This window comes from Deinococcus sp. AB2017081 (genome assembly GCF_034440735.1).
Lineage (GTDB): Bacteria > Deinococcota > Deinococci > Deinococcales > Deinococcaceae > Deinococcus > Deinococcus rufus.
The window spans coordinates 3,374,133-3,396,065 of the sequence record NZ_CP140098.1 but is presented as its reverse complement, the minus strand read 5'-3'; the positions used below and the strand labels follow the sequence as shown (position 1 = coordinate 3,396,065).

13 protein-coding genes and 1 tRNA gene are annotated in these 21,933 nt (G+C 65.6%); 7 read left to right on the top strand and 7 right to left on the bottom strand.

All coding sequences use genetic code 11. The annotated features are described in order from the left end of the window. Positions 1–2: 2 nt before the first annotated feature. From U2P90_RS16535 to U2P90_RS16515, 5 genes are read right to left on the bottom strand one after another with little or no spacing between them, the layout of a single operon-like run. Positions 3–680: a hypothetical protein gene (locus U2P90_RS16535; protein WP_322472986.1), complete on the bottom strand. Its 678-nt coding sequence runs from the start codon at positions 678–680 to the stop codon at positions 3–5. Further along, positions 677–1,468, bottom strand: coding sequence for an ImmA/IrrE family metallo-endopeptidase (locus U2P90_RS16530; protein WP_322472985.1), 792 nt, complete (start codon positions 1,466–1,468; stop codon positions 677–679). Before U2P90_RS16530 ends, U2P90_RS16535 begins: the two co-directional genes overlap by 4 nt. After that, the gene (locus U2P90_RS16525; protein ID WP_322472984.1) at positions 1,465–5,592 is read right to left on the bottom strand and encodes an Eco57I restriction-modification methylase domain-containing protein; all 4,128 of its coding nucleotides are present in this window, start codon (positions 5,590–5,592) and stop codon (positions 1,465–1,467) included. Before U2P90_RS16525 ends, U2P90_RS16530 begins: the two co-directional genes overlap by 4 nt. Next, positions 5,589–8,390: a helicase-related protein gene (locus tag U2P90_RS16520; RefSeq protein ID WP_322472983.1), complete on the bottom strand. Its 2,802-nt coding sequence runs from the start codon at positions 8,388–8,390 to the stop codon at positions 5,589–5,591. Before U2P90_RS16520 ends, U2P90_RS16525 begins: the two co-directional genes overlap by 4 nt. Next, positions 8,387–13,522: a DEAD/DEAH box helicase gene (locus U2P90_RS16515; protein WP_322472982.1), complete on the bottom strand. Its 5,136-nt coding sequence runs from the start codon at positions 13,520–13,522 to the stop codon at positions 8,387–8,389. Before U2P90_RS16515 ends, U2P90_RS16520 begins: the two co-directional genes overlap by 4 nt. A gap of 365 nt (positions 13,523–13,887) precedes the next feature. Between U2P90_RS16515 and U2P90_RS16510 the strand changes: the two genes are divergently transcribed. From U2P90_RS16510 to pstB, 6 genes are all read left to right on the top strand, one after another. Then, positions 13,888–13,977, top strand: a tRNA-Ser gene (locus tag U2P90_RS16510). 87 nt (positions 13,978–14,064) lie between these two features. Continuing rightward, positions 14,065–15,321 carry an MFS transporter gene (locus U2P90_RS16505; protein WP_322472981.1) on the top strand — a complete coding sequence of 419 codons (1,257 nt, stop codon included), beginning with the start codon at positions 14,065–14,067 and terminating at the stop codon, positions 15,319–15,321. Between the two features lie 190 nt (positions 15,322–15,511). After that, positions 15,512–16,534 carry a phosphate ABC transporter substrate-binding protein PstS gene (gene pstS, locus U2P90_RS16500; RefSeq protein ID WP_295822348.1) on the top strand — a complete coding sequence of 341 codons (1,023 nt, stop codon included), beginning with the start codon at positions 15,512–15,514 and terminating at the stop codon, positions 16,532–16,534. A gap of 137 nt (positions 16,535–16,671) precedes the next feature. Then, positions 16,672–17,682, top strand: a complete 1,011-nt coding sequence (gene pstC, locus U2P90_RS16495) for a phosphate ABC transporter permease subunit PstC (RefSeq protein WP_322472980.1) — start codon at positions 16,672–16,674, stop codon at positions 17,680–17,682. Next, positions 17,682–18,548 carry a phosphate ABC transporter permease PstA gene (gene pstA / locus U2P90_RS16490; RefSeq protein ID WP_295820674.1) on the top strand — a complete coding sequence of 289 codons (867 nt, stop codon included), beginning with the start codon at positions 17,682–17,684 and terminating at the stop codon, positions 18,546–18,548. The genes pstC and pstA overlap by 1 nt, the downstream gene beginning before the upstream one ends. A 157-nt stretch (positions 18,549–18,705) precedes the next feature. After that, on the top strand, positions 18,706–19,476 hold the full coding sequence (gene pstB, locus U2P90_RS16485; RefSeq protein ID WP_295820671.1) for a phosphate ABC transporter ATP-binding protein PstB: 771 nt from the start codon (positions 18,706–18,708) through the stop codon (positions 19,474–19,476). Between the two features lie 218 nt (positions 19,477–19,694). Here pstB and U2P90_RS16480 read toward each other — a convergent pair whose 3' ends face one another. Then, complete coding sequence (locus U2P90_RS16480; protein ID WP_322472979.1) at positions 19,695–20,870, bottom strand: MFS transporter; 1,176 nt, start codon at positions 20,868–20,870, stop codon at positions 19,695–19,697. Positions 20,871–20,897: 27 nt separating this feature from the next. Next, entirely contained in the window at positions 20,898–21,329 is a 432-nt protein-coding gene (locus U2P90_RS16475) for a cobalamin B12-binding domain-containing protein (RefSeq protein ID WP_295820666.1), read from the bottom strand. Positions 21,330–21,520: 191 nt separating this feature from the next. Between U2P90_RS16475 and U2P90_RS16470 the strand changes: the two genes are divergently transcribed. After that, positions 21,521–21,931 carry an META domain-containing protein gene (locus U2P90_RS16470; protein ID WP_322472978.1) on the top strand — a complete coding sequence of 137 codons (411 nt, stop codon included), beginning with the start codon at positions 21,521–21,523 and terminating at the stop codon, positions 21,929–21,931. Positions 21,932–21,933: the final 2 nt, after the last annotated feature.

Here is a 21,933-nt window from a genome sequence, read left to right as displayed (position 1 = left end):
ACCTATTCTCCCCCTTCCAGCTTTGTAAGTATCTCTTTAATATTGTAGATGCCGTATAAATTGGTCTTAGCTATGTAGAGCACAAGCACATTGAGCGATGCCCTGACTATTTCCTGATCGGACGCATCATAAGGAGACTTTTGGCCATGGAATAGATTGTTGCGTACTCTGGAAAGTACAGAAACGACACTTCCCCATTCAACGGCTGCTGTTGGATTCCAAGGCCACGGGTCATGGCGCACTCTCGCCCTAAGAAGAACCCCCCGCATCTCTTCCCTTGTGGATTGTTGGTCGAATCGAAAGTATCGTGGGTAGCGTTCTCTTATGCTCTTTACTTGGAATATCGGCCAGTGGCCATAAAACTGAGTGACGCTTTGTCTAAAATCTTCATCGTTGTTCATAAGCAGTATGAAATTTCTGCTCAATTCTTCATTTCTACCGATTGCTGCCTGCCAGAGTGAATCGCTATCCTCGTCAGTCACACAAGCGGCCCATGCATTTAGTGAAAGCCACGTGTACATGAATGACTCAAATGAGTCGCCTTGCCCACTTGCAATACCATCAACAGCTTTTCGAAACCACGCCAAAATCAGCTCTCTTCCATACGGGTGGAGTCTATCGTACAGAGTGAAGTCAACATTTGGCACCCGCCTATTCCCTCGTAAGTGGGGTTGAGTCATGTATCTACCTCCAATAGCGGCTCCATGCCGTGGTTCTTGCTGATCCGCGTGTCGAACACCGCCAGCGTCTGAAAGCGCTTCGAGTCCTTCCAAGCCTCCATCGACACGCGCCAGCCCACGCGGCCGCGCTTAAATGGAATCGCTGCCTTGAACTCGACGACCTGATTGGTCTCGGTGATCTGCTGCAGCGGGTGCATGGCGTCTACGAAGAAGCCCCGACCCGGCGTGTACTTCGCGGTGCCCACGTTATTGCCGAAGCTGGCCAATACCCAGCCACGGGAATCCAACACCACGCCGCGCACCGGGCGGGTGAGGGTGCCCGCCACGCGCCATGCCGCGAACTCGAAGGAGGCACGGCACATGCGGGCGAGCTGCACCATCGCCTCCACATCGGTCGTCGTGACGCGGCAGACCTCGTTCACGCGGTGGGGTGGCATCAACAGACGCCAGCTGGCCTCTTGAACAATGCCTTCCTCCGCGTCCTGGCGCGACTTCAGGGCCTTCCCGAGCTGCTGGGCGGCCCGGTGGAACGCGCCGGCCTGCGCCGTCTGAAACAGGTGGTGCGTGACTTCGTGCAGGCCTTCGTGACGCTCCCTGAGTGGATGTAGATTGCGCTCGATGTAGATCGTTTGGGTTGCCGCATCGTACATCGACCTCGTCGCCGCCTTGACCGTCAGGCCCAGCGTGTCCGCCAGCACTCGGTAGTCGGACTCGAAGCCTTGGGCTGCGTGCCACTCGTCCAGCCACGTATGAAATGCGGGCTGCAGGTCGTGGAGGGTCGTGATCATCGTCTGGGGTCGAGGTCGCGGATGCGTTGCAGGGCGTCCTCCACTGTCCGGACGGGGTGAAAGCCGGCCACGCGGAGCACCCGTTCCTGCTGGATTGGGTCGCGCAGCCAGTCGTGCCCCTCGGTCATGATGGCTTGTGGGATGGCGTCGCGGAAGGCTGGTAGCGCCTCGGCGTCGGCGATGAGGATTACCGTGGGAGAAACGTCGTCTGTGTACCCGTGTGCCACGCGGGGATCTGCCGGAGGGATCGGCAGCCGGCACTGATAGGCGGCCACCCCGACGCGGACTATCTCGTCATAGACGCTGAGGATGGCCTCTTTCGTACGATAGGAGCCGTACTTCGCCTCGTCCTTGCGTTTGACGATCGGGAAGGTCTCCATGATGTAGTCCACATCGTCGCGGCCGATCTCATAGAGGTGGAAGAACAGGGCGTCTAACTCAGCACGGAGCCAGAAGCGACGTTCGTCGTCCCAGACGAAAGGCTGGCCGGTGTATCCGAGGGCTGTAGCGAAGCTAGCTAGGTCGTTTGCCGTGTAGGTGAGTTCCAATATGCGCGGCGTGATGAAGGCTAGGAGCTGGGGGGTAAATGTGCTCGGTGGTAGGACGGGAAATTGTTGGACGTACCCAAAAGTCATGTTGGTGCCGGCAACTTTCTGTCTTGCAACGTAATCTAATGCAAAACATGCGAAAATACTTGTGAATACCGCACTTAAGGGATTATCCGGGAAGATGAGAGGCATGCTGTGACCCACCGCAGAGTTAGGCAGAGGGGTCATAATTATGGTGCGCTCATTCGTGACGTTGGTAATATTGCGAAAACCAATTAGCCAAGGGTCGGCAGAGATTGAGCGCCGACTCCTTAGTCGATCCTCGACCTCGCCTCCCTTGACCCAGTACCTCGGCAGTGGCACACAGTCGGATGATGCCTTCTCGCCGCTCGTCAGGTCGCGCGTCTCGCCGTCCGGGGTATAGGTGGCGTAGCGGTGGTCGAACTGGTGCATCAGCTTCGCCTCGTACAGCGGGAGCATCTGCTCGCCACCACGCTCGAAGCGGTTGCCGAGGAGGGCCCAGCCGTCCTGAGTGAGTTCTGTGGCGGTACGAAACAGACCAGAGTCGTTGGACATGTGGAACATTGCCATAAACTTGACGCCCCAAGGATTCTCGCCCGACGCCTCGTTGATCAGCACGGGCACCCGCCGGTAAATGCCCTTAGTGATTTCAGCGTCGCGGGCACTGCGGAAGATGGGTGCGGTACGTGTGTTGGGATTTAGTAGAACCAAATCCTCCGGCGTCAGCGAAAACCGACGCTCTGCGCTCCTTGCCTCTTCAGCTGTGGAAACATCACACGACATGACCAGTGGAATAGTTGGTTCGCCTCTCCCAGATAGTGCAAGTGTTACAAATAACTTTTGATTTAAACCTACTTGTTTGAAATACGCCTTATTATTGAAGAAATGAATTTCTTTGAGTTGGCCTGAATCTGTAATTTGCTGAAAAAATGACTTATAAGTGTCGTCAGTGGCGATTCCGCTTGGGACGATGATGCCCATGTGTCCGTCAGAGTGAAGCACCCGCCGTCCCAACTCGCTGAAGATCGCGTAGGTGTTCACGTCGCCGCGCCCGGTCAGTGGGTAACGCATGCTGGTACGGATGAAGTGGCTCTCGCCCTCAGCCTGTCGCAGGGCGTTCAGGAAGGCCGCGTGGATGACTGGCTGCTCGGTCTTCAGCGCGGCAATCTTGCGTGTCCGGGCTGCAGCGTTGGCCGCCGCAGCGATCTCGGGCACGCGCTGGGCGAACCATTCCTTTTCCTGCAACTTGATTCGCTCCCACGGTGGATTGCCCAACACGCAGTCGAATCCGCCCTGGTCGAATACGTCCGGGAAGGCAATGTGCGGGTGCAGGAAGCTGTACTGCCGGGCGGAGTCGGTGACCAGGTCGCGCACGGCCTTCAGGCCTTCGGTGTCCGGGTGGCTGTCCAGGGCATTCAGGATCAGCGTGGTGATGGCCGGGGTATTCGGGGTTTTCGGGGCCACGAACGCGGCACACCATGCGTCTGCAAGCAGTTTGCGGTGCCGGAGATGGTCGTTCTGCTGGATGGCGTAGAAGGCCGCTTCCTGCGCCTGGGCGCTCTGGAAGTCGTCAGGCTCGATGCTGTCCAGCGCTCTGACCATCCGCGTCAGCGGGGCCAGGTCGTCCACCGGGTTGAAGAGAAGTTGCTGGCCGGTGGCGAGCAAGGCCTGCTGCTGGCGCTCGGCCTTGTTGCGCTTCTTCAGCTCGGTCACGGTGGGCTTGTCGTCGCCCTCGATGGCGGTGAAGGCTTCGTCGGGTAGGCCTAGCACGCGCACCTCGGTGGTCTTGTCTTGGGTACGGGTCTTGCGGGTGTCCTTCAGCACCTCCGTGACGCGCATCATGTCGGGCGTGGTGCCCAGCAGGCTGTTGCCGACCCGCAGCCGGTGATCGAGGAACGCCAGCGGCTTACCCGGTACGGCGCTTTCTAGCCATAGGGCCACCCGCGCCAGCTCGATGGCCATCGGGTTGATGTCCACGCCGTAGATGCAGTGGGCGATGACCGTCCGGGTCGCGTCCCGGAGCTGCGCTGGCGACGGGTGAGTGACGTCTTGCGTGACCCGAGCCAGGGCCAGCCCGATCCGCCGCGCAGCTGCCAGAATGAAGTGCCCGCTGCCGCACGCGGGGTCGATCACCTTCAGGGCTTTCAGTGCAGCCACTGGGTCAGGTTTGGCCAGCGCCTGCTCGATCACCGGGTCGAGGGCGCTTTCCAGCAGCAGCTCGATCAGGCCACTGGGCGTGTAGTAGCTGCCGGTGGTCTTGCGCTCGTTGCCGGCGGCGGTGGTCAGCCGGAAGGTGCCGGTGCGCGTGTCGATTTCCGGGTGGAGTTCGAGCAGGCTCTCGTAGATGCTGCCCAACTCCTCGGCGTCCAGGCCTGCGTAGTTCACCGTCTTGGTCGCGCCGCCCTGCTGGATCAGAGACAGGGCGCGGATCGCCCGGTACAGGTCGCTGTTGGCGAGGGTAACGTCCTGGCTCAGCAGTGCGTGTGCCTCGAACAGATGGCCCCCGAAGGCTGGAACGCCGACGAAGGGGAGCCCTGCGTACATGCCGCACAACAGCACCTTCAGGCCCTCCCACGCGTCGCCGTGCTGGGCGCTGCCCTCCATCTCGGCGGCGACTGCTCGTAGGCGTCTGGTGGAGTAGTGCGTGTAGCGCTCCCTGGCCGTGTCGTCGGCATCCGGTCCGTGCAGCAGGTCGCGATCTTCGATTACGAAGGTGAAAACGAGCTGGTACACGACCTTCAGCGCCAAGCGGTACAGATCGATGGCGCTCAGCTGACCTCCGCTGAGCTGATCGCGCAGGGCCTTGTTCCGTTTGACGAATCCAGCCCCCAGCACCTCGATGGCCTGAGCCACGCCGTCTCTCAGCGCGTCATTGGCGCGGGTGCCCTGCTCGTCGGCCTGTTTGTTCCACTGCTCGATGACGGCTTCTTGCGCCCCCTCGAAGCGGCTGCGGTGGGCCAGCAGCCACAGCAGGCGGAACGCGGCGCTGTCGCCCTGGTCGAAGATCTCTTCCAGATCGAACTGCACGTACGCCGGCCGCGTGACCTGCACGTTGTCGCGCAGCAGTCGCAGCTTCTCGCCGTTGGTGACGATACCCCACAGGTATGCCGGGGTACGGTTCAGGAATTCCTGCACCAGGCCGTGCGGGCTGGCGCGCAGCTGGCCCCGCTGTCCGATCCGGTCAAGCTCCTCGCCGGGACTCACCTGGATCGGCACCGTACCGAGGAAGCTCAGCGGGTACGTCTTGCCGTCGATGACGATGTCTGGCCGCGTCTGCAGGTCGGTGTGTTCAAGTTCCTGTAGGAGGGGGCCGATCCAGTACCGCCCCGCGTCTGCGCCCGGCTTGACCTTCGCCTCCGTCCAGCGGTTGTACGCCTTACGCAAGCGATCCCATGACCGGCTGATGGCCTCCTCGACGGGTTCCTTCGGGGCGAGGCCGTAGCTCTCGGGATCAAGCAGTGGGCGGGCCTTCGCCCGGTCGGCCAGGGTCAGCAGGAAGTCGCTAGTGATGCCCAGGCCCTCGACCCTGACGTTGCGTGTGAGGCCCGTGGTCATGACCGCACCCCGGCCGGCTGCGGCACGAAGATGTACAGGCCGATCACGTCCGGCTCGGCAGGCGTTTCCAGCGCGTAGGTGGCCCCCAGGCCGCGCAGCGCACCACGAACACGGGTATGGGCTTCAAGCAGGCTCTCCGAGCGCGTCAGGGCCCTTGTGGCGAGGAAGGGGCGCAGGGTGTCGAAGTCCTGCAAGACCGCGTCCAGTCGCTGCTGCTTCACCTGCGGCGGCAGGTTGCTGTCCGGCTGCAAGTCGAACAGGGCGCGAACGGCGTCCTCGCCCAGCCACACAGGATGATCCGGGCTGCCCTGGAAAGCCACAGGATCGAGTTCCTCGGCCAGGGTCTGCCACGTGCGGTTCCCCTTGCGGCCATTCAGGTGGAAGCGGTGACGGAGCAGCAGCAGCGTCGTCTGCGTGGTCACGCCGGCCGTTCGGATCACCCCGGCGCGCTTGGCGAGGCTGTCGTCCTGGTCGTCCAGCGCCTGCCCGAGCACGAAAGAAGCCAGCTGTTCGGTCAGGGCAGCGTTGCGGCTCAGGTTCACCGAGCCACGTTCCTGCACGTCATCGAAGCGCACGCGCATCCCCTGTCCGAACACATCGCGCAGTTCCGGCAGGGCGGGGCGCTCCACCTGGAAGCGCCCCTGCTTCTCGGTCACGGTCACGCCGGCCAGCTTCAGGGTATCCAGCGTGAACTGCTGCACGGCCAGCGTGTCCCCCAGGGCCGCGCGGGTGGCCTTCAGTTCCTGGGCCACGTCGTCGATACGGATGCTGTTCTGCGCGAACCGGCTGCGGGAACGGACTTCCCGGTCGGCGGCCTGCTGCCAGCGCAGATCCAGGTCGGCCTGCTCGGGCAGTTCGAACAGGGGAGACATGATCGCGTCCTTGCGTTCCTGAAGCAGCACCTTCTGGAACACCAGGTCGAGGATGCTGTCCACCTCATCCGGGGCCGGCACGGTCATGCCCAGCGTCCCTCGGATGGTGCGGTGTTTGCGGACGAGCACCTGCAGGATGATCCGGTCGATGCGGTTGTCCGAGCCGGACAGCGTCACGACCCGCACGGTAGGACTGGCCTGACCGTAGCGGTCGACGCGGCCTTCACGCTGTTCCAGCCGCGTGGGGTTCCACGGCAGGTCGTAGTGGATGACGGCGCTGAAGTCGCGCTGCAGGTTGATGCCCTCGGAGAGACAGTCCGTGGCCACCAGTACGCGCGGGGTGTGGGCCGAGAGTTCGGCGATCACCCCTTCGCGCTCGTCAGGTGTCAGGCGGCCAGTGACGGCGCGCACCTCCACCCCTTTCAGCTGGCCGCGCAGCGCCTCGGCGACATACTCGGCAGTCGCAATGAAGCGGCAGAACACGATGGGCTGGTGCCCGGTGCCCAGCATGTCCTGCACGATGCCCCTGAGTTTGGTCAGCTTGGCGTCCTTGGGGCCATGTAGCGCCTCGGCGCGTGCCGCAAAGGCCAGCAGCCGGCGGGTATTCTCGCTGGCCTCAGACTCGGTCTGAGCGCCGGGCGTGGTGTCCAGGGCGTCGGTCTCGTCCTCGGCCGGGTCGTAGACCAGGCTGTGCCCGGTGCTCTCGATCAGGGCGGCGTCCTGTTCGTCCGCCATGCTGGCGCGGTTAAACAGCGTCTCGGCCGCGGCAGCAGGGCTGGACGCCATGGCGCGCAGCAGCCCCAGGGCGGCCCACCAGCGGATACGCTGACGGTTCATGGCCTCACCGGTGTCCCGCACACTTTCGCGGGCGTAGTTGAGCACGTCGTCGAACAGGTGCGCGTACTCGGTGTGCAGGGCGTACGTGGTCTCCGCGTCGCTGCGTTCCGGGAATGGGGTATTGGCGTCCATGTAGGCTCGCACGTCGGCCCGCTTGCGCTGGACGAGGTGCCGGGCCAGTTGCGTCCGGATCTGGTCGTTGTCGGCTCCGGACATGTCCGGTGGCAACTTGGCGAACTCTGGATTGAGCAGTTTCAGCAGCGAGCGGAAGGCGTCCTCCTTGCCGCTGTGTGGCGTGGCCGTGACCAGAATCAGGTGGCGGTCGTTCCTGGCGGCCAGTCCTTCGAGCAGCCGGTAGCGCTGGTGGCGCTTGCTGCGTCCCTCGGTGCCCTCGGCGCAGGTGTGCGCCTCATCCACGATCACCAGTTCCGGAGCCTTTTTTAGGAACTCGTCACGCCAGCGGTCGCTCTTCACGAAGTCGAGCGAGACGATCACGTTCGGAAACTTGTCGAAGATGCTCTGGCCGGTGCGGCACTGGCGTTCCAGGCGCTTGACCGTGGTGGGCAGCACCAGGGTCGCGTCGAGCCCGAACTTGGTGCGCAGTTCGGCCTGCCACTGCTCAGCCAGATGTGGCGGGCAAAGCACGGCCACGCGCTGCACCTCACCACGGTCAATGAGTTCACGGGCGATCAGGGCCGCCTCGATGGTCTTGCCGACGCCCACGTCGTCGGCGATGAGCAGCCGCACCGGATCGAGGCGCAGGGCCATCAATAACGGCACCAACTGGTACGGCTTGGGTTCCACCCCAAGACGCGCCAGCGAACGGAACGGCCCGGCCCCACTACGGATCGCCAGCTTGGCCGCGTCCCGCAGCAGGCGTGCGCTCGACGCTGCGGAGAACGAGGTGCTTTTCGGCAGATCAAACGCCGCGCTCTCGATCTTCTCACCGCCCGTGCCGACGTAGATGCCGGTGCTTTCCGTCTCGCTGCCCCCGAGGGGTTTGAGCATCAGGAACTCTTCGCTGGACTCGGGCTGGACGACCCATTCGCGTCCGCGCGCCCTGACCATGGTGCCGATGTCGTACTTCATGTTGCCGCTCCAAAGACGTAGTCGTGATTCTGGACAATATCCGGCCAGCGGCCGGTGTCGTGGGTGAAGGTCAAAACCTCGTAGCCGGCGTTGTACAGCGCCTTACGGATCTTCAGGTCGCGCTCGGCCACGCTCTTCTCGGTGTGGACGGGGCCATCGATGAAGACCACCACCGGCACGTCCAATCCGTCATAGGCAAAGTCCGGCCGCGCGTAATGATCGTCGATCAGGCGCTGCGCATCATTAGGGAGCCGCAAGCCCCGCTCGGCCAGGAAGGTCAGGAATTCCCGTTCCAGAGAGGAGTCGCACTTCCTCAGCAGCGCGGCCAGATGCGCCGCCGTGTCGCCGGTCTCCGCACCGTCTAGGACAGGGGTGAGCAGGCCCAGCATCAGGTCGCGCACCAGATGCCGGTCGAGCAGTTCGTGGTGCATCTGGTTCCCGTAACCCATCAGGCAGTCGTAGCAGGCGGCTACGCACGGTTCCGGCCGCAGGCTGCCCAGATCCTCGCCGCTGGCGGGATCGAAGTGCATCAGGGACAGCGCTTCCTGCGCGACGCGCTGCCACGCGCCGGCATGGGTGGACAGGTGCTGCAGGACGCCCGCCCCGCCCTCAGAGGCCTCGAAGAACAGGATCGAGTTCGGTGAGTGGCCGTCGGGCAGCAGCTCGGCGATCAACTCGCTGTCTTCGAGTTGGTAGACGAGCTGGATGGCGTTCTTCAATGCCGACATCAGGGTGGTGATGGCGCGCTCGTCAGCCACCGTGGTCGGCTGGACAACCAGGACGTTGCGCGTGTCCTCAACGAAGGGCACGATCTTCTCGGTGGGCAGCGGTTTCTCGGCTTTCAGGGCAGCCTCGTAGTCCTTCTGGCTCACCCACTCGGCCGTGTGCACATTGATGTGGTACCCGATGTCCTGCTTGTTCTTGCGGTTGCGGTGCCCCAGGTTGATGCGCCACAGGGTCGCGCTGTCACCGTAGGTAAGGCTCAGCAGCTCAGTTCCCTCGGCGCCGAGGACGGCGTTGCGCTGGCGGCGCAGCTGGCCGCCCTGCGTGGCGAACCGCACGCCCGTGCGGATCTCGAAGCCGATGCGTGATCTCTCTTCCTCGTCGCTGCTGATGCGTTCCCGGCGTCTGGTGGCCACGCTCTGCATCCGGAAGAGGTGCTTCAGCTGCGGTTCCAGCGGCGCGCCGCAGTGCTCGCAGCGGTCACGGGCTTCGGTGGCGCCCCCAGGGTGGATGTACCCACACGCGGAGCAGCGCTGCGCGGACACCACCGGCAGCTCGCTGGTCTCGCCGCGGGCTTCCAGGATGACCTTGTGAGCCTCGTACTTCGAGCCGTTGTGATAGATGATCGCGCGCGGCCCGAACTCGCTGACCGCCAGGAAGCGCGGCCGGGACAGGTAGTGCTCGCTCTGGCTGCGACCCACCGAACGGCCCGGAATATACGCGCTCAGGGGGAGGCGCGCGAAATTGTAGCCGGGCAGGAAGCCCTCGCTGGCCAGGTAGCGGTAGGTGGAGAAGTCCGACTGCTCGACGTCGCCTGTCTCGGTCAACAGCCGGATCTGTTTTTCCGCCTCGTTGTGCTGCTGTTTGGCCGTCACCCGTAGGTGCCCCTTGGATGGGTCACCCAGGATGCCGTTGTTGTAGTCGAGCTGAGACTTGGCCGCCCGGTACAGGTCACGCCAGCGGTTGCAGGCGCGGTTGAAGGCCTGCGGCGCGCCGCGCAGGGTATGGATGACCCATTCCTCGGAGTACCACGGCGCGTTCACCAGTTGGGCGGCCAATCCGCCCAGCACGGCCTGGCTGCGGTTCAGGGCCCGCTCGAACGCGTCCACACTGGCGAAGTTCTCGGCCAGTGTGGTCAGCACGGGCAGGGTCGGGTCGGCCATGTCCAGCACCCCGACCAGCGAGCGGTCGAGCTTGGCGCGGGTCTCGGCCAGCCAGATGGCGTGCAGATGCGAGCGGATCAGCGCCTCGTTGCCGAGTTCCAGCCGGGGCGTGGTGACGACACCGTTCACCATCTTCTCGGGGTTGCGGAAGAAATACTGGTCGTGTGAGTTTCCGAGGGTGGCGTAGGTGGTGACCAGGGCCGGCTGCCCGCTGCGCCCGGCTCGGCCCGAACGCTGGGCGTAGTTCGCCGGCGTCGGCGGGACGTTGCGCATGCCGACCACGTTCAGGTCGCTGATGTCGACGCCCAGCTCCATGGTCGGGGAGCAGAACAGCGTCGGCAGTTCCCCGCTCCGGAACTTGTCTTCACGATCCTGCCGCTCGTCCGCCTTGATCTGCGCCGTGTGTTCGGCCGACTTCAGGTGGGTGAAGCGGTCGCTGGGCTGTTGATACAGCTCCGCGAAGAAGGCGTTGGGTTTCGGCGGCTCGTCCGTCCGCAGGACGCGCAGCACGTCGTCGTAGCCCTGCTCGCCGTCCCCGGCCAGCCACGTCATCGCCGTGCCCTTCAACTGGTAGAAGCCCTTGTCGACTTCCTCGATGAATTCCCCCAGGATCCGGAACAGATCCTCGATCATCACGCCTGCGTCGACGCTCTTCAGCTTGTCCGGCCACAGCGGGAACGTACCGGGGCGACACAACAGGCGGCCGAAACTGCTCATCGGCCCGAGGTACGCGACGTCATAGTCCGGTCGGCCCTGGGGCGGCCGGCTCCCCAGCTTCACGACCTTCGCCGTGTCGAGCGTCCGCAGTTCGTCCCCGGTAATGGCCCACATGCTCTCGACGTCGATCAGGCCCATGTTCGCTTCGAGGCCGGACTGGAAGTCCTTGGTCAGATACGGCGTCTTGATGGCCAGGTTCCGGCGCAGCCAGCCGAACAACACCTCAGCCACAAACTGGCGCTGGTCAGGTGTGGCCTGCCGCAGGGCCGGGTGGGCGCTCTGCCAGTCCGCCTCGATCGCACAGACCTCGTCCAGATACGGATATGCGAAGCGCAGCCGGCCGCTCTGTTCCAGGTTCGGCATGGTGAGCTTCCAGCCCGCCTGTTGATCTGCCCACAGGTGGTACCCGAGCACGTCCTGCAGCGCCTTGATGGTGCGGTCGCGTTCCCGGAACCGGACAGAGGGATCAGCCGCGAAGTCAGCCAGGGTCAGGTTCAGGGCTGTGTAGACCCGGCGCGTCAGGTCTTCCTGCTCGATGCCCTCCGGGCCGGCCGCCACCAGGGCCCGGTACAGGCCAGAACGCAGGCTGGCGACGAAGACAAAATCGTTGAAATGTCCCGACTGCAACGACGCATCCTGGCGGTTGTCGCTGAAAGTCAGAATCTTCTGCGCCGTCTGCGGCAGCCCACTGTGCCGCAGGTGCTGCACGGCCGACATGCTCAGCAGCGTCGTGGCGGTCGAGCGGCCCTCGGCGCTGAGGGTGGCGAGCTTGGTGAGATGCCCCGTGCCCGCCGAGTAACTGACGCCGCAGTGCAGACAGTACGGGAACGATTCCTCCACGAACTGCACCCGCGCGCCTGATGGGCCGCCCTCGCCGTCGGGACTGACCCGCAAGGTCTCCGGTAACTGCTTCTTCCGGTCTGACTTCAGCTTGACTGTGTCCCCCTGAACGTCCAGCCAGGTGGTCGGCACGCGGTCGAGCATGTCGTCGTAGTCTTCCGGCCACGGCCGACTCTCCGGGGTGGCCGGGAAATACAGGTAGCCGTCCTGGCCGTCTTCCGAGACCTCGTTCCGGGCGAACGGGGAACGCGCCGTGAAGACTGTGCGGCCGGTGGCGGCGTCGGATTGACGCCGCACCGCGTAGTAGTCATGCCCACACGACCGGCAGAATTCCAGCGGATACAGCCGCATGCTCCGGTCGGTGCCGGGCGCGAAGAGCTGCCCTTGCAGCGTCAGGCGCTCCGAACGGTCGTCGCTGAGCGTCGTATACACCGTCGAAGCCTTGCTGACGAACTGGTGCAGGCGGAACGCAAAGGTCGCCCGGCCTGTCTCCGGGTGGGGGAGGGCATACCCGCGCATCAGGCGTTCCTGGATGGCCTGGGCACAGCGGTCTTCCGGAACGCCGGTCACGGCTTCGAGGGCTGCGGCCAGCGACCCTGCACCGGTCAGGCGCCGGGGTGCCTGCCGTTCCAGTCGCCCGGCCTCCCCGTTCCAGCGCAGGCCCAGGGTGGATTCGATCCAGCACACCAGTGGGTCGGCGATGAACGCGCCAAACTCCTCTGGGACGGGAAGCAGGACACTGTCAGCCAGCTGGCTCTCGTCGTACGTGCCCTCCGTCACCCGCCGCAGCCGCTCCCCGATGATGTTCTCCACCGGGATGGCCACCCCAAAGAGCTTGGACGCCACGGCTGCGACTTCGGCCTGACGGTCTTCATAGCGGGGCAGGGACGACATGGTCGCGGAGGTGCCGATGCATTGCAGCTCCGTCGCGTCCATGCGGTCACGTACCCGCCGGATCAGCATGGCCACGTCCGCCCCCTGCCGTCCCCGGTAGGTGTGAAGCTCATCAAACACCAGGAACTTCAGTCCCTGAGCCCGCTCGACGAGCTTGTACTCGTCGCGTCGGGTCAGGATCAGTTCGAGCATCATGTAGTTGGTGATCAGGATGTCCGGCGGGTCATTGATGACGGCATCTTTCTGGGTCTTCTTTTCCTGACCGGTGTACCGGGCGAAGGTGACTTTGCGTTCGTCTGGTTGCTCACCGAGGAACTTTTCCAGCTCTTCCATCTGGCTATTCGCTAGGGCGTTCATCGGATAGACGATGATGGCCTGGATGCCCTGGCCACTGCCCCGGCGCAGCACGTGATCTACGATCGGCACGATGTACGTCAGGGATTTCCCGGAGCCGGTGCCAGTGGTGACGACGAAGTCCTTCCCAGCGCGACCAAGCCGCGCGGCCTCCGCCTGGTGGGCGTGCAGCCTGGCAGGCACGCGGGTGCCGTCTTCCCGTCTGAACTGGAAGATATGTGCGCACTCGGGATCGAGCACACCGTCTGCCACCAGATCCGTCACACTGCCGCCCGGCTCGAAGTTCGGGTTCAGCTGCACCAACGGTTCCGGCCAGAATGCTCCCGCCGAGAATTGCTCCGCGACATACCGTTCCACCCTCGGATCCAGGATCGAGATGAACGACCGGACGTAGCTGGCGTAATCGTTGATGACGTTGTTCCTGAACTCGAAGACATCCATGTGCGCCCCTTCAGTTGGACAAGATTCCCCCTTCATAGCGCACCACGCGGCCTGAAAAGGCGGCATGTGCGCGATTGCCAGATCACGAACCCTCACACATCGGGGGTCAAGTGGTCGTCCCCACGCGCCTCCAACCCCTCTGTTCTCGACTCAAAGGAAGTGAATACCATGCACCCAGCCCCGCAACCTTGCCCCATCTATCTCGATTGCTCCCCACCGACTGCACCGCCTGGACAGGAAGAAGACCCATGACACACCGCTCGCCTGTTTCTTCAAAGGCGTGCAATTTCGTCTCCCAACTTGTAGACTCGCCCCCAGCGTAAGCGTGCTCCCACACCTTCGCTCTGTGTCGGAAAGGCTGTCTAGGACGACTTTTTCAAGCTGTTTTGAAGGGCTCATTCCTGGAAAGCGTGTGTACGGGCAACCGTACCGAGAGTTCGAATCTCTCCCGTTCCGCCAGCTCCGCGCCCCGTATGGCCCCGTGCCCGGGGCGCGGCCTCTTGCGTTCTGCACCGGTTCCCCCATTCCACCGCGAGGTCTGCATGTCCACGGCATCCCGTCGTCCCTGGCCGTCGCTGGCCGGCCTTCCCCGCAACGCGCGCAGCGCCATCATCACGGAGCCGCTGTGGGCGGTGTTCGGTGTGGTGGTGCTGTACTACGCGCCGCTGTACATGCGTGAAGTGGGCCTGAGCAGCACCGAGATCGGGCTGGTCGGATCGATCACACTGGCGGTGTCCTTCGTGTTCCAGATCCTGGCCGCGCCGGTCACGAACCGTCTGGGCCGCAAGCGCACCACGCTGGTCTGGGATCTGGTGTCGTGGTCGGTGCCCATGTTCGTATGGGCGGTGTCCGACAGTTTCGCGGCCTTCGTGGTGGCGGGGGTGCTCAGTGCCACGGGCCGGATCGTGACGGTGTCGTGGAGCCTGCTGGTCATCGAGGACGTGCCGCAGTCCCTGCGTGCCCGGGTGTTCGGCATCCTGAACCTGACGGTGGCGCTGTGCGGGCTGGCCGCGCCGCTGGTGGGACTGGTCATGCAGCGCTACGGCGTCGAGCCGACCATGCGGGTGTACTACGCGCTGGGCGGGGTGGGCATGACCGTCATGTTCCTGTGGCGCAACGCGATCACCCAGGAGACCGGCACTGGTCAGGCCGCCATGCTGGAACACCGTGACCTGCACCCGTGGCAGAGCGTGACCCGCACACTCGCGCACGTGTGGGAGGGCCGCCACGCGCCGGGCCTGCCGCAGGTGGTGGCGTTCTACGTGCTCAGCCTGTTCCTTGACCAGATGAGCGTGTTCCAGATCCTGTACTTCCGCGAGGCGCTGGGCTTCGGCGTGGGCACCGTGTCGCTGCTGCCGGTCGTGACCGCCGCCGTGACCGTACTGATGTACGGCCTGGTGCTGCGCCGGATCACACACGTTCCGGCCGAGCGGACGCTGGTGGTCACCCGCGTGCTGGGCCTGCTGGGCGCAGGTGCGCTGCTGCTGGTGCCGGCTGGGAACGTGGGGGCGCTGCTGGCCGTGGTGGGCGTGCTCGCCGCCGCGATCTTCCTGACCCAGACGTACCAGAACGCCGTGCTGTTCGCCCGGCTGCCGGCGCGGGGCAGTGCCGACCTGTATTCGGGCGTGCAGCTGCTGGGCCTGCTGGGCTCGATCCCGGCGGCGGGCGTGGCCGGCGTGATCTACCACGCGCAGCCCGCCGCGCTGTTCGTGGTGATCGCTGTGCTGAACGCCGCGCTGCTGGGGCTGGCGGTGGTGCTCGTGCGGGGGCGGCCGTCAGGGCAGGGCGCAGACTTGTAGAGCCGGGTCACCGGGCACAGGGGGCAGTGAGCACGGGAGAACGTTTTGCTGACATGACGGTGGGCAGGGGCATGAACTGCAGCGGGATCAGGACTGGCTCGGTTGGACAGCTGCGGGGAAGGCCACACGGGCTGACATCCGGCTGACATTCCCTGACGGAGGACTGACACACGCCCGGCAAGCTACCGCCATGAAGAAGTTCCTGACCCTGGGCCTGGCCCTTGTCGCAACGTCCGCCGCCGCGCAGAGCCTCACGGGGGCCGGCGCGTCCTTCCCCTACCCGCTGTACTCGAAGATGTTCGCTGAGTACAAGTCCGTGGGCGGCGTGGACATCAACTACCAGTCCGTCGGTTCGGGCGCCGGCCAGAAGGCCATCACCGAGCGCACCGTGGACTTCGCCGCCAGCGACAACCCCATGAGCGACGACGCCATGAAGGGCGCACCCGCCAAGCTGCTGCACATCCCCACGGCCATCGGCGCGGTGGTGCCCAGTTACAACCTGCCCGGCGTGACCGCGCCCCTGAAGTTCACGGGCAAGGTGCTGGCCGACATCTACCTGGGCAAGATCAGGACGTGGAACGACAAGGCCATTGCCGCGCTGAACCCCGGCGTGACCATTCCCCCGCTGCCGATCACGGTCGCCCGCCGCAGTGACGGCTCGGGCACGACCTATGTCTTCAGCGACTACCTGAGCAAGGTCTCGACCGAGTGGAAGAGCAAGGTCGGCGTGGGCAACAGCCTGCAGTGGCCGGTCGGTACCGGCGCCAAGGGCAACGACGGCGTGGCCGGCGTGGTCAAGAGCACCCCGGGCGCGATCGGCTACGTGGAACTGGTGTACGCCAAGCAGAACAAACTGCCCTACGGCAGCGTGCAGAACCGCGCCGGCAAGTTCATCGTGGCCGACAACGGCCCCGCCGCGCTGGCTGCCAAGGGCGTCGTGATTCCCGCCGACACCCGCGTGTCGCTGACCAACTCGGCCAATGCCGACGCCTACCCGATCGCCAGCTTCACGTACGTGATCTTCTACCAGGATCAGAAGTACGGCAGCCGCACCCAGGCCCAGGCCCAGCAGCTCAAGAAGCTCCTGACGTGGATGGTCACGTCGGGCCAGCAGTACAACGAGCCGCTGGACTACGCCAAACTGCCCGACAACGTCGCCAGCAAGGCCAAGACCATCATCAACACGCTGACCTTCGGCGGCACGAAGATCTGAGCCAGACCCTCTACGGGGCGGCCCTCCACGGGGGGCCGCCCATTTGCCGTGTCAGCCGCTGCGCACCGTTCAGCTGACCTGCTCCTGACGATTTCACGGTGAACTGCTCCGTAGATGCCTGCCGAGGTCATGACCCCATGAGTGAACCCGCCCGCCCCGCCCCGCCCGCCCGCCTGTCGAGTGCCAGCGACCGCGTGTTCGAGGTGCTGATCCTGCTGCTCGCCTCGGTGATCCTGCTGGTGTTCCTGACCAGCATCTACCAGCTCACGCGGGACTCGTGGCCGGCGCTCCAGCGCTTCGGGCTGGAGTTCTTCACGCAGCGCACGTGGAATCCGGTCACGGGCGTCTTCGGCGCGTCCAGCATGATCCTGGGCACGCTGATCACGAGTCTGGCCGCGCTGGTCATCAGCGTGCCGCTGGCCGTGGCGAGCGCCCTGTTCGTCGCGGAGTACGCCCCGAAGTGGCTGGCCAATCCGGTGGGGTACCTGATCGAGCTGCTGGCGGCCGTGCCCAGCGTGGTGTACGGACTGTGGGCGCTGTTCGTGATCGCGCCGGTGCTGGCGCGGTGGCAGATCACCTTCTTCAACCAGGAGCTGTACCCGGAGCGGCTGGCGCTGTACACGAAGTGCGCGGGCCTGTGGGCCGAGAACCAGACCACCCTGCAGTGCTTCTTCGTGCCCAGCAGCGGCGCGGGACGCGGGCTGGCGCTGGCGATCATCATCCTGACCGTCATGATCCTGCCGTACACGGCGTCGGTGGCGCGCGACGTGATCCGGCTGGTGCCCGCCGATCAGCGCGAGGCGATGTACGCCCTGGGGGCGACCAAATGGGAGGTCATCTCGCGGGCCATCCTGCCGTACGCACGGGCCGGCATTCTCGGTGGCGTGATCCTGGCGCTGGGCCGCGCCCTGGGCGAGACTCTGGCGGTCGCCATGGTGATCGGAGACAGCCAGGACGTGATCCGCTCGATCTGGGGGAACGCCAGCACCATGGCGTCGGTGATCGCCAACCAGTTCGGTGATGCCCGCGAGACCCTGCACCGCTCGTCGGTCGTCACGCTGGGCCTGAGCCTGTTCCTGCTGAGCGTGCTCGTGAACTACGTGGCGCGGCTGATCATCGCCAGACTCACCCCACGGGGGATCCAGTGATGAGCGCTGCCACCCCGGCGGCCGCCCGCCGCCCCGCCACCGGCCTGAGCCCCGCCCGCCGCGCGAAGAACATGCTGATGGGCGGCCTGATCCTGATCGCCACCCTGGTCGTCGTCGCGCCCCTGATCCTGATCTTCCTGTACCTCCTGCGCGAGGGCATCGGCGCGATGAACCTCGACTTCTTCACGAAGGTGCCTGCCCCGGAGGGCGAGACGGGCGGCGGCCTGCTGAACGCCATCCTGGGCAGTGTCGAGATGCTGCTGATGGCCTCGGTGATCGGCGTGGTCGTCGGCGTGGCCGGCGGGATCTTCCTGGCCGAGTACCCCCGCCACCCGCTGATGCCCACCGTACGTATGATCAGTGACGTGCTGGCCGGGATTCCCGCCATCGTGATGGGTCTCGTGGCCTACGGCCTGATCGTGCTGCAGTTCGGCTTCTCCGGCTTCGCGGGCGCCCTGGCGCTGGGCTTCCTGATGATTCCCATCGTCGTCCGCACCAGCGAGGAAGTCCTGAAGCTCGTGCCGCTCTCGGTGCGCGAGGCCGGGCTGGCGCTGGGCCTGCCCAAATGGCTGGTCACGCTGCGGATCGTGCTGCCCGCCGCCGCCGGCGGGATCATCACCGGCGTCATGCTGGCGCTGGCCCGCGTGGCCGGCGAGGCCGCGCCGCTGCTGTTCACGGCCTTCGGGAACCCGAACGTGAACCTCGACCCCAGCAAGCCCATGAGCGCCCTGCCGCTGGAGATCTACCGGGGCGCGACCAGCGCCTACGACGAGAACCAGCGCCTTGCCAAGGCCGGCGCGCTGCTGCTGATCACGCTGATCTTCGTGACGAGCCTGCTGGCCCGGCGCTTCAGCCGCCGGAAGTAGGCGGCGGCGGGCTCCGGGCGGTGAGGAACAGCATGGATGCCCCAGCCCCCACCCGGCTCCGTGCCCGCGAGCGGAAACCACCGCCAGAGCAGACGCCCGCCTCATAGCCCACAGCTCAGAGCCCCCACCCACCCCGTCCTTCCAGGAGCCCCATCCCATGACCCAGCCCACCCCCGTGATCCTCAGTGCCCAGAACGTCGACATCTTCTACGGCGACAACCGCGCCGTGAAGAATGTGTCGCTGGACTTCCGCCGGGGCACCGTGAACGCCCTGATCGGCCCGTCCGGGTGCGGGAAGACCACGTTCCTGCGGGCGATTAACCGCATGCACGACATGACGCCCGGTGCGCGGGTGGCGGGCAAGATCCTGCTCGACGGCCAGGACATCTACGACCCGGCGGTCGATCCGGTCAGCATGCGCCGGCGCGTGGGCATGGTGTTCCAGAAGCCCAATCCCTTCCCGACCATGAGCGTGTTCGACAACGTGGTCGCCGGCCTGAAACTGACCGGCGTGCGCGACAGGGCCCAGCTGATGCAGGTCGCCGAGCGCAGCCTGCGCGGCGCGGCGCTGTGGGAAGAGGTCAAGGATCGCCTGAACACGCCCGCCACTGGGCTGTCCGGCGGGCAGCAGCAGCGGCTGTGTATTGCCCGCGCCCTGGCCGTCGACCCCGAGATCCTGCTCATGGACGAGCCGACCAGTGCGCTCGACCCGGCCAGCACCGCCAAGATCGAGGATCTGATGTCCGAGCTGAAGAAGGTCACGACCATCGTGATCGTCACTCACAACATGCACCAGGCCGCCCGCGTAAGCGATACCACGTCCTTCTTCCTGGTGGGCGACATGGTCGAGCACGGCGTGACCGACCAGATCTTCACCAGCCCCCGCGACGAGCGCACCGAGGCCTACGTATCGGGCCGCTTCGGCTGACCGTACACTCCAGGCATGACCCGCGCCGCCCCCACCGTGCTGGAACGGGGCGGCGCGGTTTAAGTTGAGTTCGCGGCCTCCAAGACCCTCTATCCGTCCGCCCTCGGCGCTCCTCCCTCCCCTGGGGTAAAGGGTCTCTGGCTCACGACGCTGCCATGGTCTGCAATCAACTTGATCCCGTATGAGGGGTCGCCTTCCGCCTTGCCGATATCAGCCCCTCACCCCGCCCGCACCCGCCACGCGCTGAACAGCGGCACGGCCGCCCACACCGCGCACGCGGCAGCCAGCGCGGGGAAGCCCACGCGGGCGATCACCACGCCGCCGATCAGCGTGCCCAGGCCCGAGGCCACGAAGCCCAGGCTGTCCGTGACTCCCTGGGCCGCTGGAAAGCGTGTCAGGGCCTTGCTGCCGGCCACGAAGGCGAGGTTCCACCCCAGGCCCAGGAGGAACATGCTGATCCCCAGCCACGCGGTGCCGGGCAGCGGCGCGGTCAGGGCGGCCGACAGCAGCAGGGCCGCGCCGCCCACGTAGCCGAACCGCAGCCCGAGGCGGTCGATCAGCGGGCCGGTCAGCCACCCGAAGCCGAACATGCCCAGGATGTGGCCCGAGATCAGCGCCGCCACGCCCGCGTGATCCACGCCCATGTGGTGCGCCCGCAGCGGCGTGAGGCTCATTAGGGTGACCATCAGGCCCTGGGCGGTGGCCACGGCCAGTGCGGTGGAGCGCACCCCTGGAATCCGGAACGCCTGCGCCAGGGTCAGGCGGGCGGGAGGCGTGCCGGCCACCACCGGCCGCAGCGGTCGCCAGATCAGCATGAGCACGGCGGCCACGGCCAGCAGGCCGCCGCCGACCAGCCAGCCGGCGACCTCTGCGGTGCTGCCCAGCGCCCGGCCCAGCGCTTCGATGGGGTGCGAGAAGCCGGTCATGACAAACGACCCCAGCACGCTCATGAGCATCAGCGCGCCCAGGGCGGTGCCGCGCCGCGCCTCGGGGACACTCTCGGCGGCGGCGTAGCGGGCCTGCTGGTAGCCGCCCTGGGCCCCGCCCATCATCATCGCGCCCAGCAGGAAGACCGGGGTCACGCCTGCGCGGGCACCCAGGAAGCCCACCACCGCCCCCACCGCCCCCAGCGTGAACGCGACGGCCAGACCGAACCGCCGCCCCGAGCGCAGCATCAGGGCCCCGAAGGCCCCGGCGGTCACGGCCCCCGACGCCTGGATCAGTGTGCTGGGCAGGCCCGCCAGGGTCTCGCTCGCCAGCCCGCTGATGATCAGGCTGGCCAGCACCGTGCTCACCGTGGTCGCGCCGGTCGCCAGCGCCTGGGCGGCATACAGCGGCGCGACCCGCCCCACATCCAGCCGGGCCGTGCCGGACGTGGAGGCGGCGTCACTCATGGCTGCTGTCCTCAGGGGTGCGGGGGCTCACGCCTCGCCCTGGGCCTTCCACCGCTCCTGCACGGCCTCTTTGAGGTACGTGGCGGCGTCCTGGGTACTGGCCCCTGGCGTGAACACGCGGCCCACGCCGATCTCCCTGAGGGTCGGCAGATCCTGATCCGGGATAATCCCGCCGCCGAACACGATGATGTCGTCTGCGCCCTGCTCGCGCAGCAGCGTCATGACGTCGCGGAAATACACCATGTGGGCACCGGACAGCACGCTCAGGCCGATGGCGTCCACGTCCTCCTGCACGGCGGCGTTCACGATCATCTCGGCCGTCTGGCGCAGGCCCGTGTAGATCACTTCCATGCCCGCGTCGCGCAGGGCACGGGCCACGACCTTCGCGCCCCGGTCATGCCCGTCCATGCCGGGCTTGGCGATCAGGACTCGTATCCTTCGGTCTCCTGTCACGTTCATGCCTCCTGATCTAGAGCATCTGTCATAAGATCCGTTCTTTATGACCGAGCAGAGCGAGTGAATTTCACAGAGGATTTGGGAGAATGGAAGCACCAGACGCTGTTTAACTGATGCTGTAATTCGGACAAATACTCTAACGCTCGTTTGGCAGCAGTCTAGCGTGTGGCGGACGGAACACCGACAATACGCCCATGCTGAGCGTGCTGGCCGTGCTGGTTCTGACCGCCGCGCCCCCGCCTCTGCCGCTGGCCGGGCCGCGCTGGACACTCTCGGGCCTCACGCCGGACAGCGAGGTGGATGGTGGACGGCTTCGCGTTCCCGGTGCGCGGATGACCCGCCCCGCGTTCACCCTCCAGGGCGACCGGCTGACCGGCACCACCGGCTGCAGTCCCCTGCGTGCCCGCGTGGCGATCAGCGGCGACACCGTCCGGATCTGGGATGTGCAGGCCGGCACGACTGACCGCTGCCCCGATCACGCCCTGGCCCTGCGCGAGGACTTCACCGCCCTGCTGAAGACCGCCACCCGGATCGAGTGGCGGCATGGGACGCTGATCCTGCACGCGGGTGCGGGGCGGCTGGAGTTCACGTCGGTGCCGCGCTGACG

Bases quoted from the DNA above. Each gene is read 5' to 3' on its own strand.
- U2P90_RS16535 (WP_322472986.1), bottom strand. From the start codon at position 680: ATGACTCAACCCCACTTACGAGGGAATAGGCGGGTGCCAAATGTTGAC.
- U2P90_RS16530 (WP_322472985.1), bottom strand. From the start codon at position 1,468: ATGATCACGACCCTCCACGACCTGCAGCCCGCATTTCATACGTGGCTG.
- U2P90_RS16525 (WP_322472984.1), bottom strand. From the start codon at position 5,592: ATGACCACGGGCCTCACACGCAACGTCAGGGTCGAGGGCCTGGGCATC.
- U2P90_RS16520 (WP_322472983.1), bottom strand. From the start codon at position 8,390: ATGAAGTACGACATCGGCACCATGGTCAGGGCGCGCGGACGCGAATGG.
- U2P90_RS16515 (WP_322472982.1), bottom strand. From the start codon at position 13,522: ATGGATGTCTTCGAGTTCAGGAACAACGTCATCAACGATTACGCCAGC.
- U2P90_RS16505 (WP_322472981.1), top strand. From the start codon at position 14,065: ATGTCCACGGCATCCCGTCGTCCCTGGCCGTCGCTGGCCGGCCTTCCC.
- pstS (WP_295822348.1), top strand. From the start codon at position 15,512: ATGAAGAAGTTCCTGACCCTGGGCCTGGCCCTTGTCGCAACGTCCGCC.
- pstC (WP_322472980.1), top strand. From the start codon at position 16,672: ATGAGTGAACCCGCCCGCCCCGCCCCGCCCGCCCGCCTGTCGAGTGCC.
- pstA (WP_295820674.1), top strand. From the start codon at position 17,682: ATGAGCGCTGCCACCCCGGCGGCCGCCCGCCGCCCCGCCACCGGCCTG.
- pstB (WP_295820671.1), top strand. From the start codon at position 18,706: ATGACCCAGCCCACCCCCGTGATCCTCAGTGCCCAGAACGTCGACATC.
- U2P90_RS16480 (WP_322472979.1), bottom strand. From the start codon at position 20,870: ATGAGTGACGCCGCCTCCACGTCCGGCACGGCCCGGCTGGATGTGGGG.
- U2P90_RS16475 (WP_295820666.1), bottom strand. From the start codon at position 21,329: ATGAACGTGACAGGAGACCGAAGGATACGAGTCCTGATCGCCAAGCCC.
- U2P90_RS16470 (WP_322472978.1), top strand. From the start codon at position 21,521: ATGCTGAGCGTGCTGGCCGTGCTGGTTCTGACCGCCGCGCCCCCGCCT.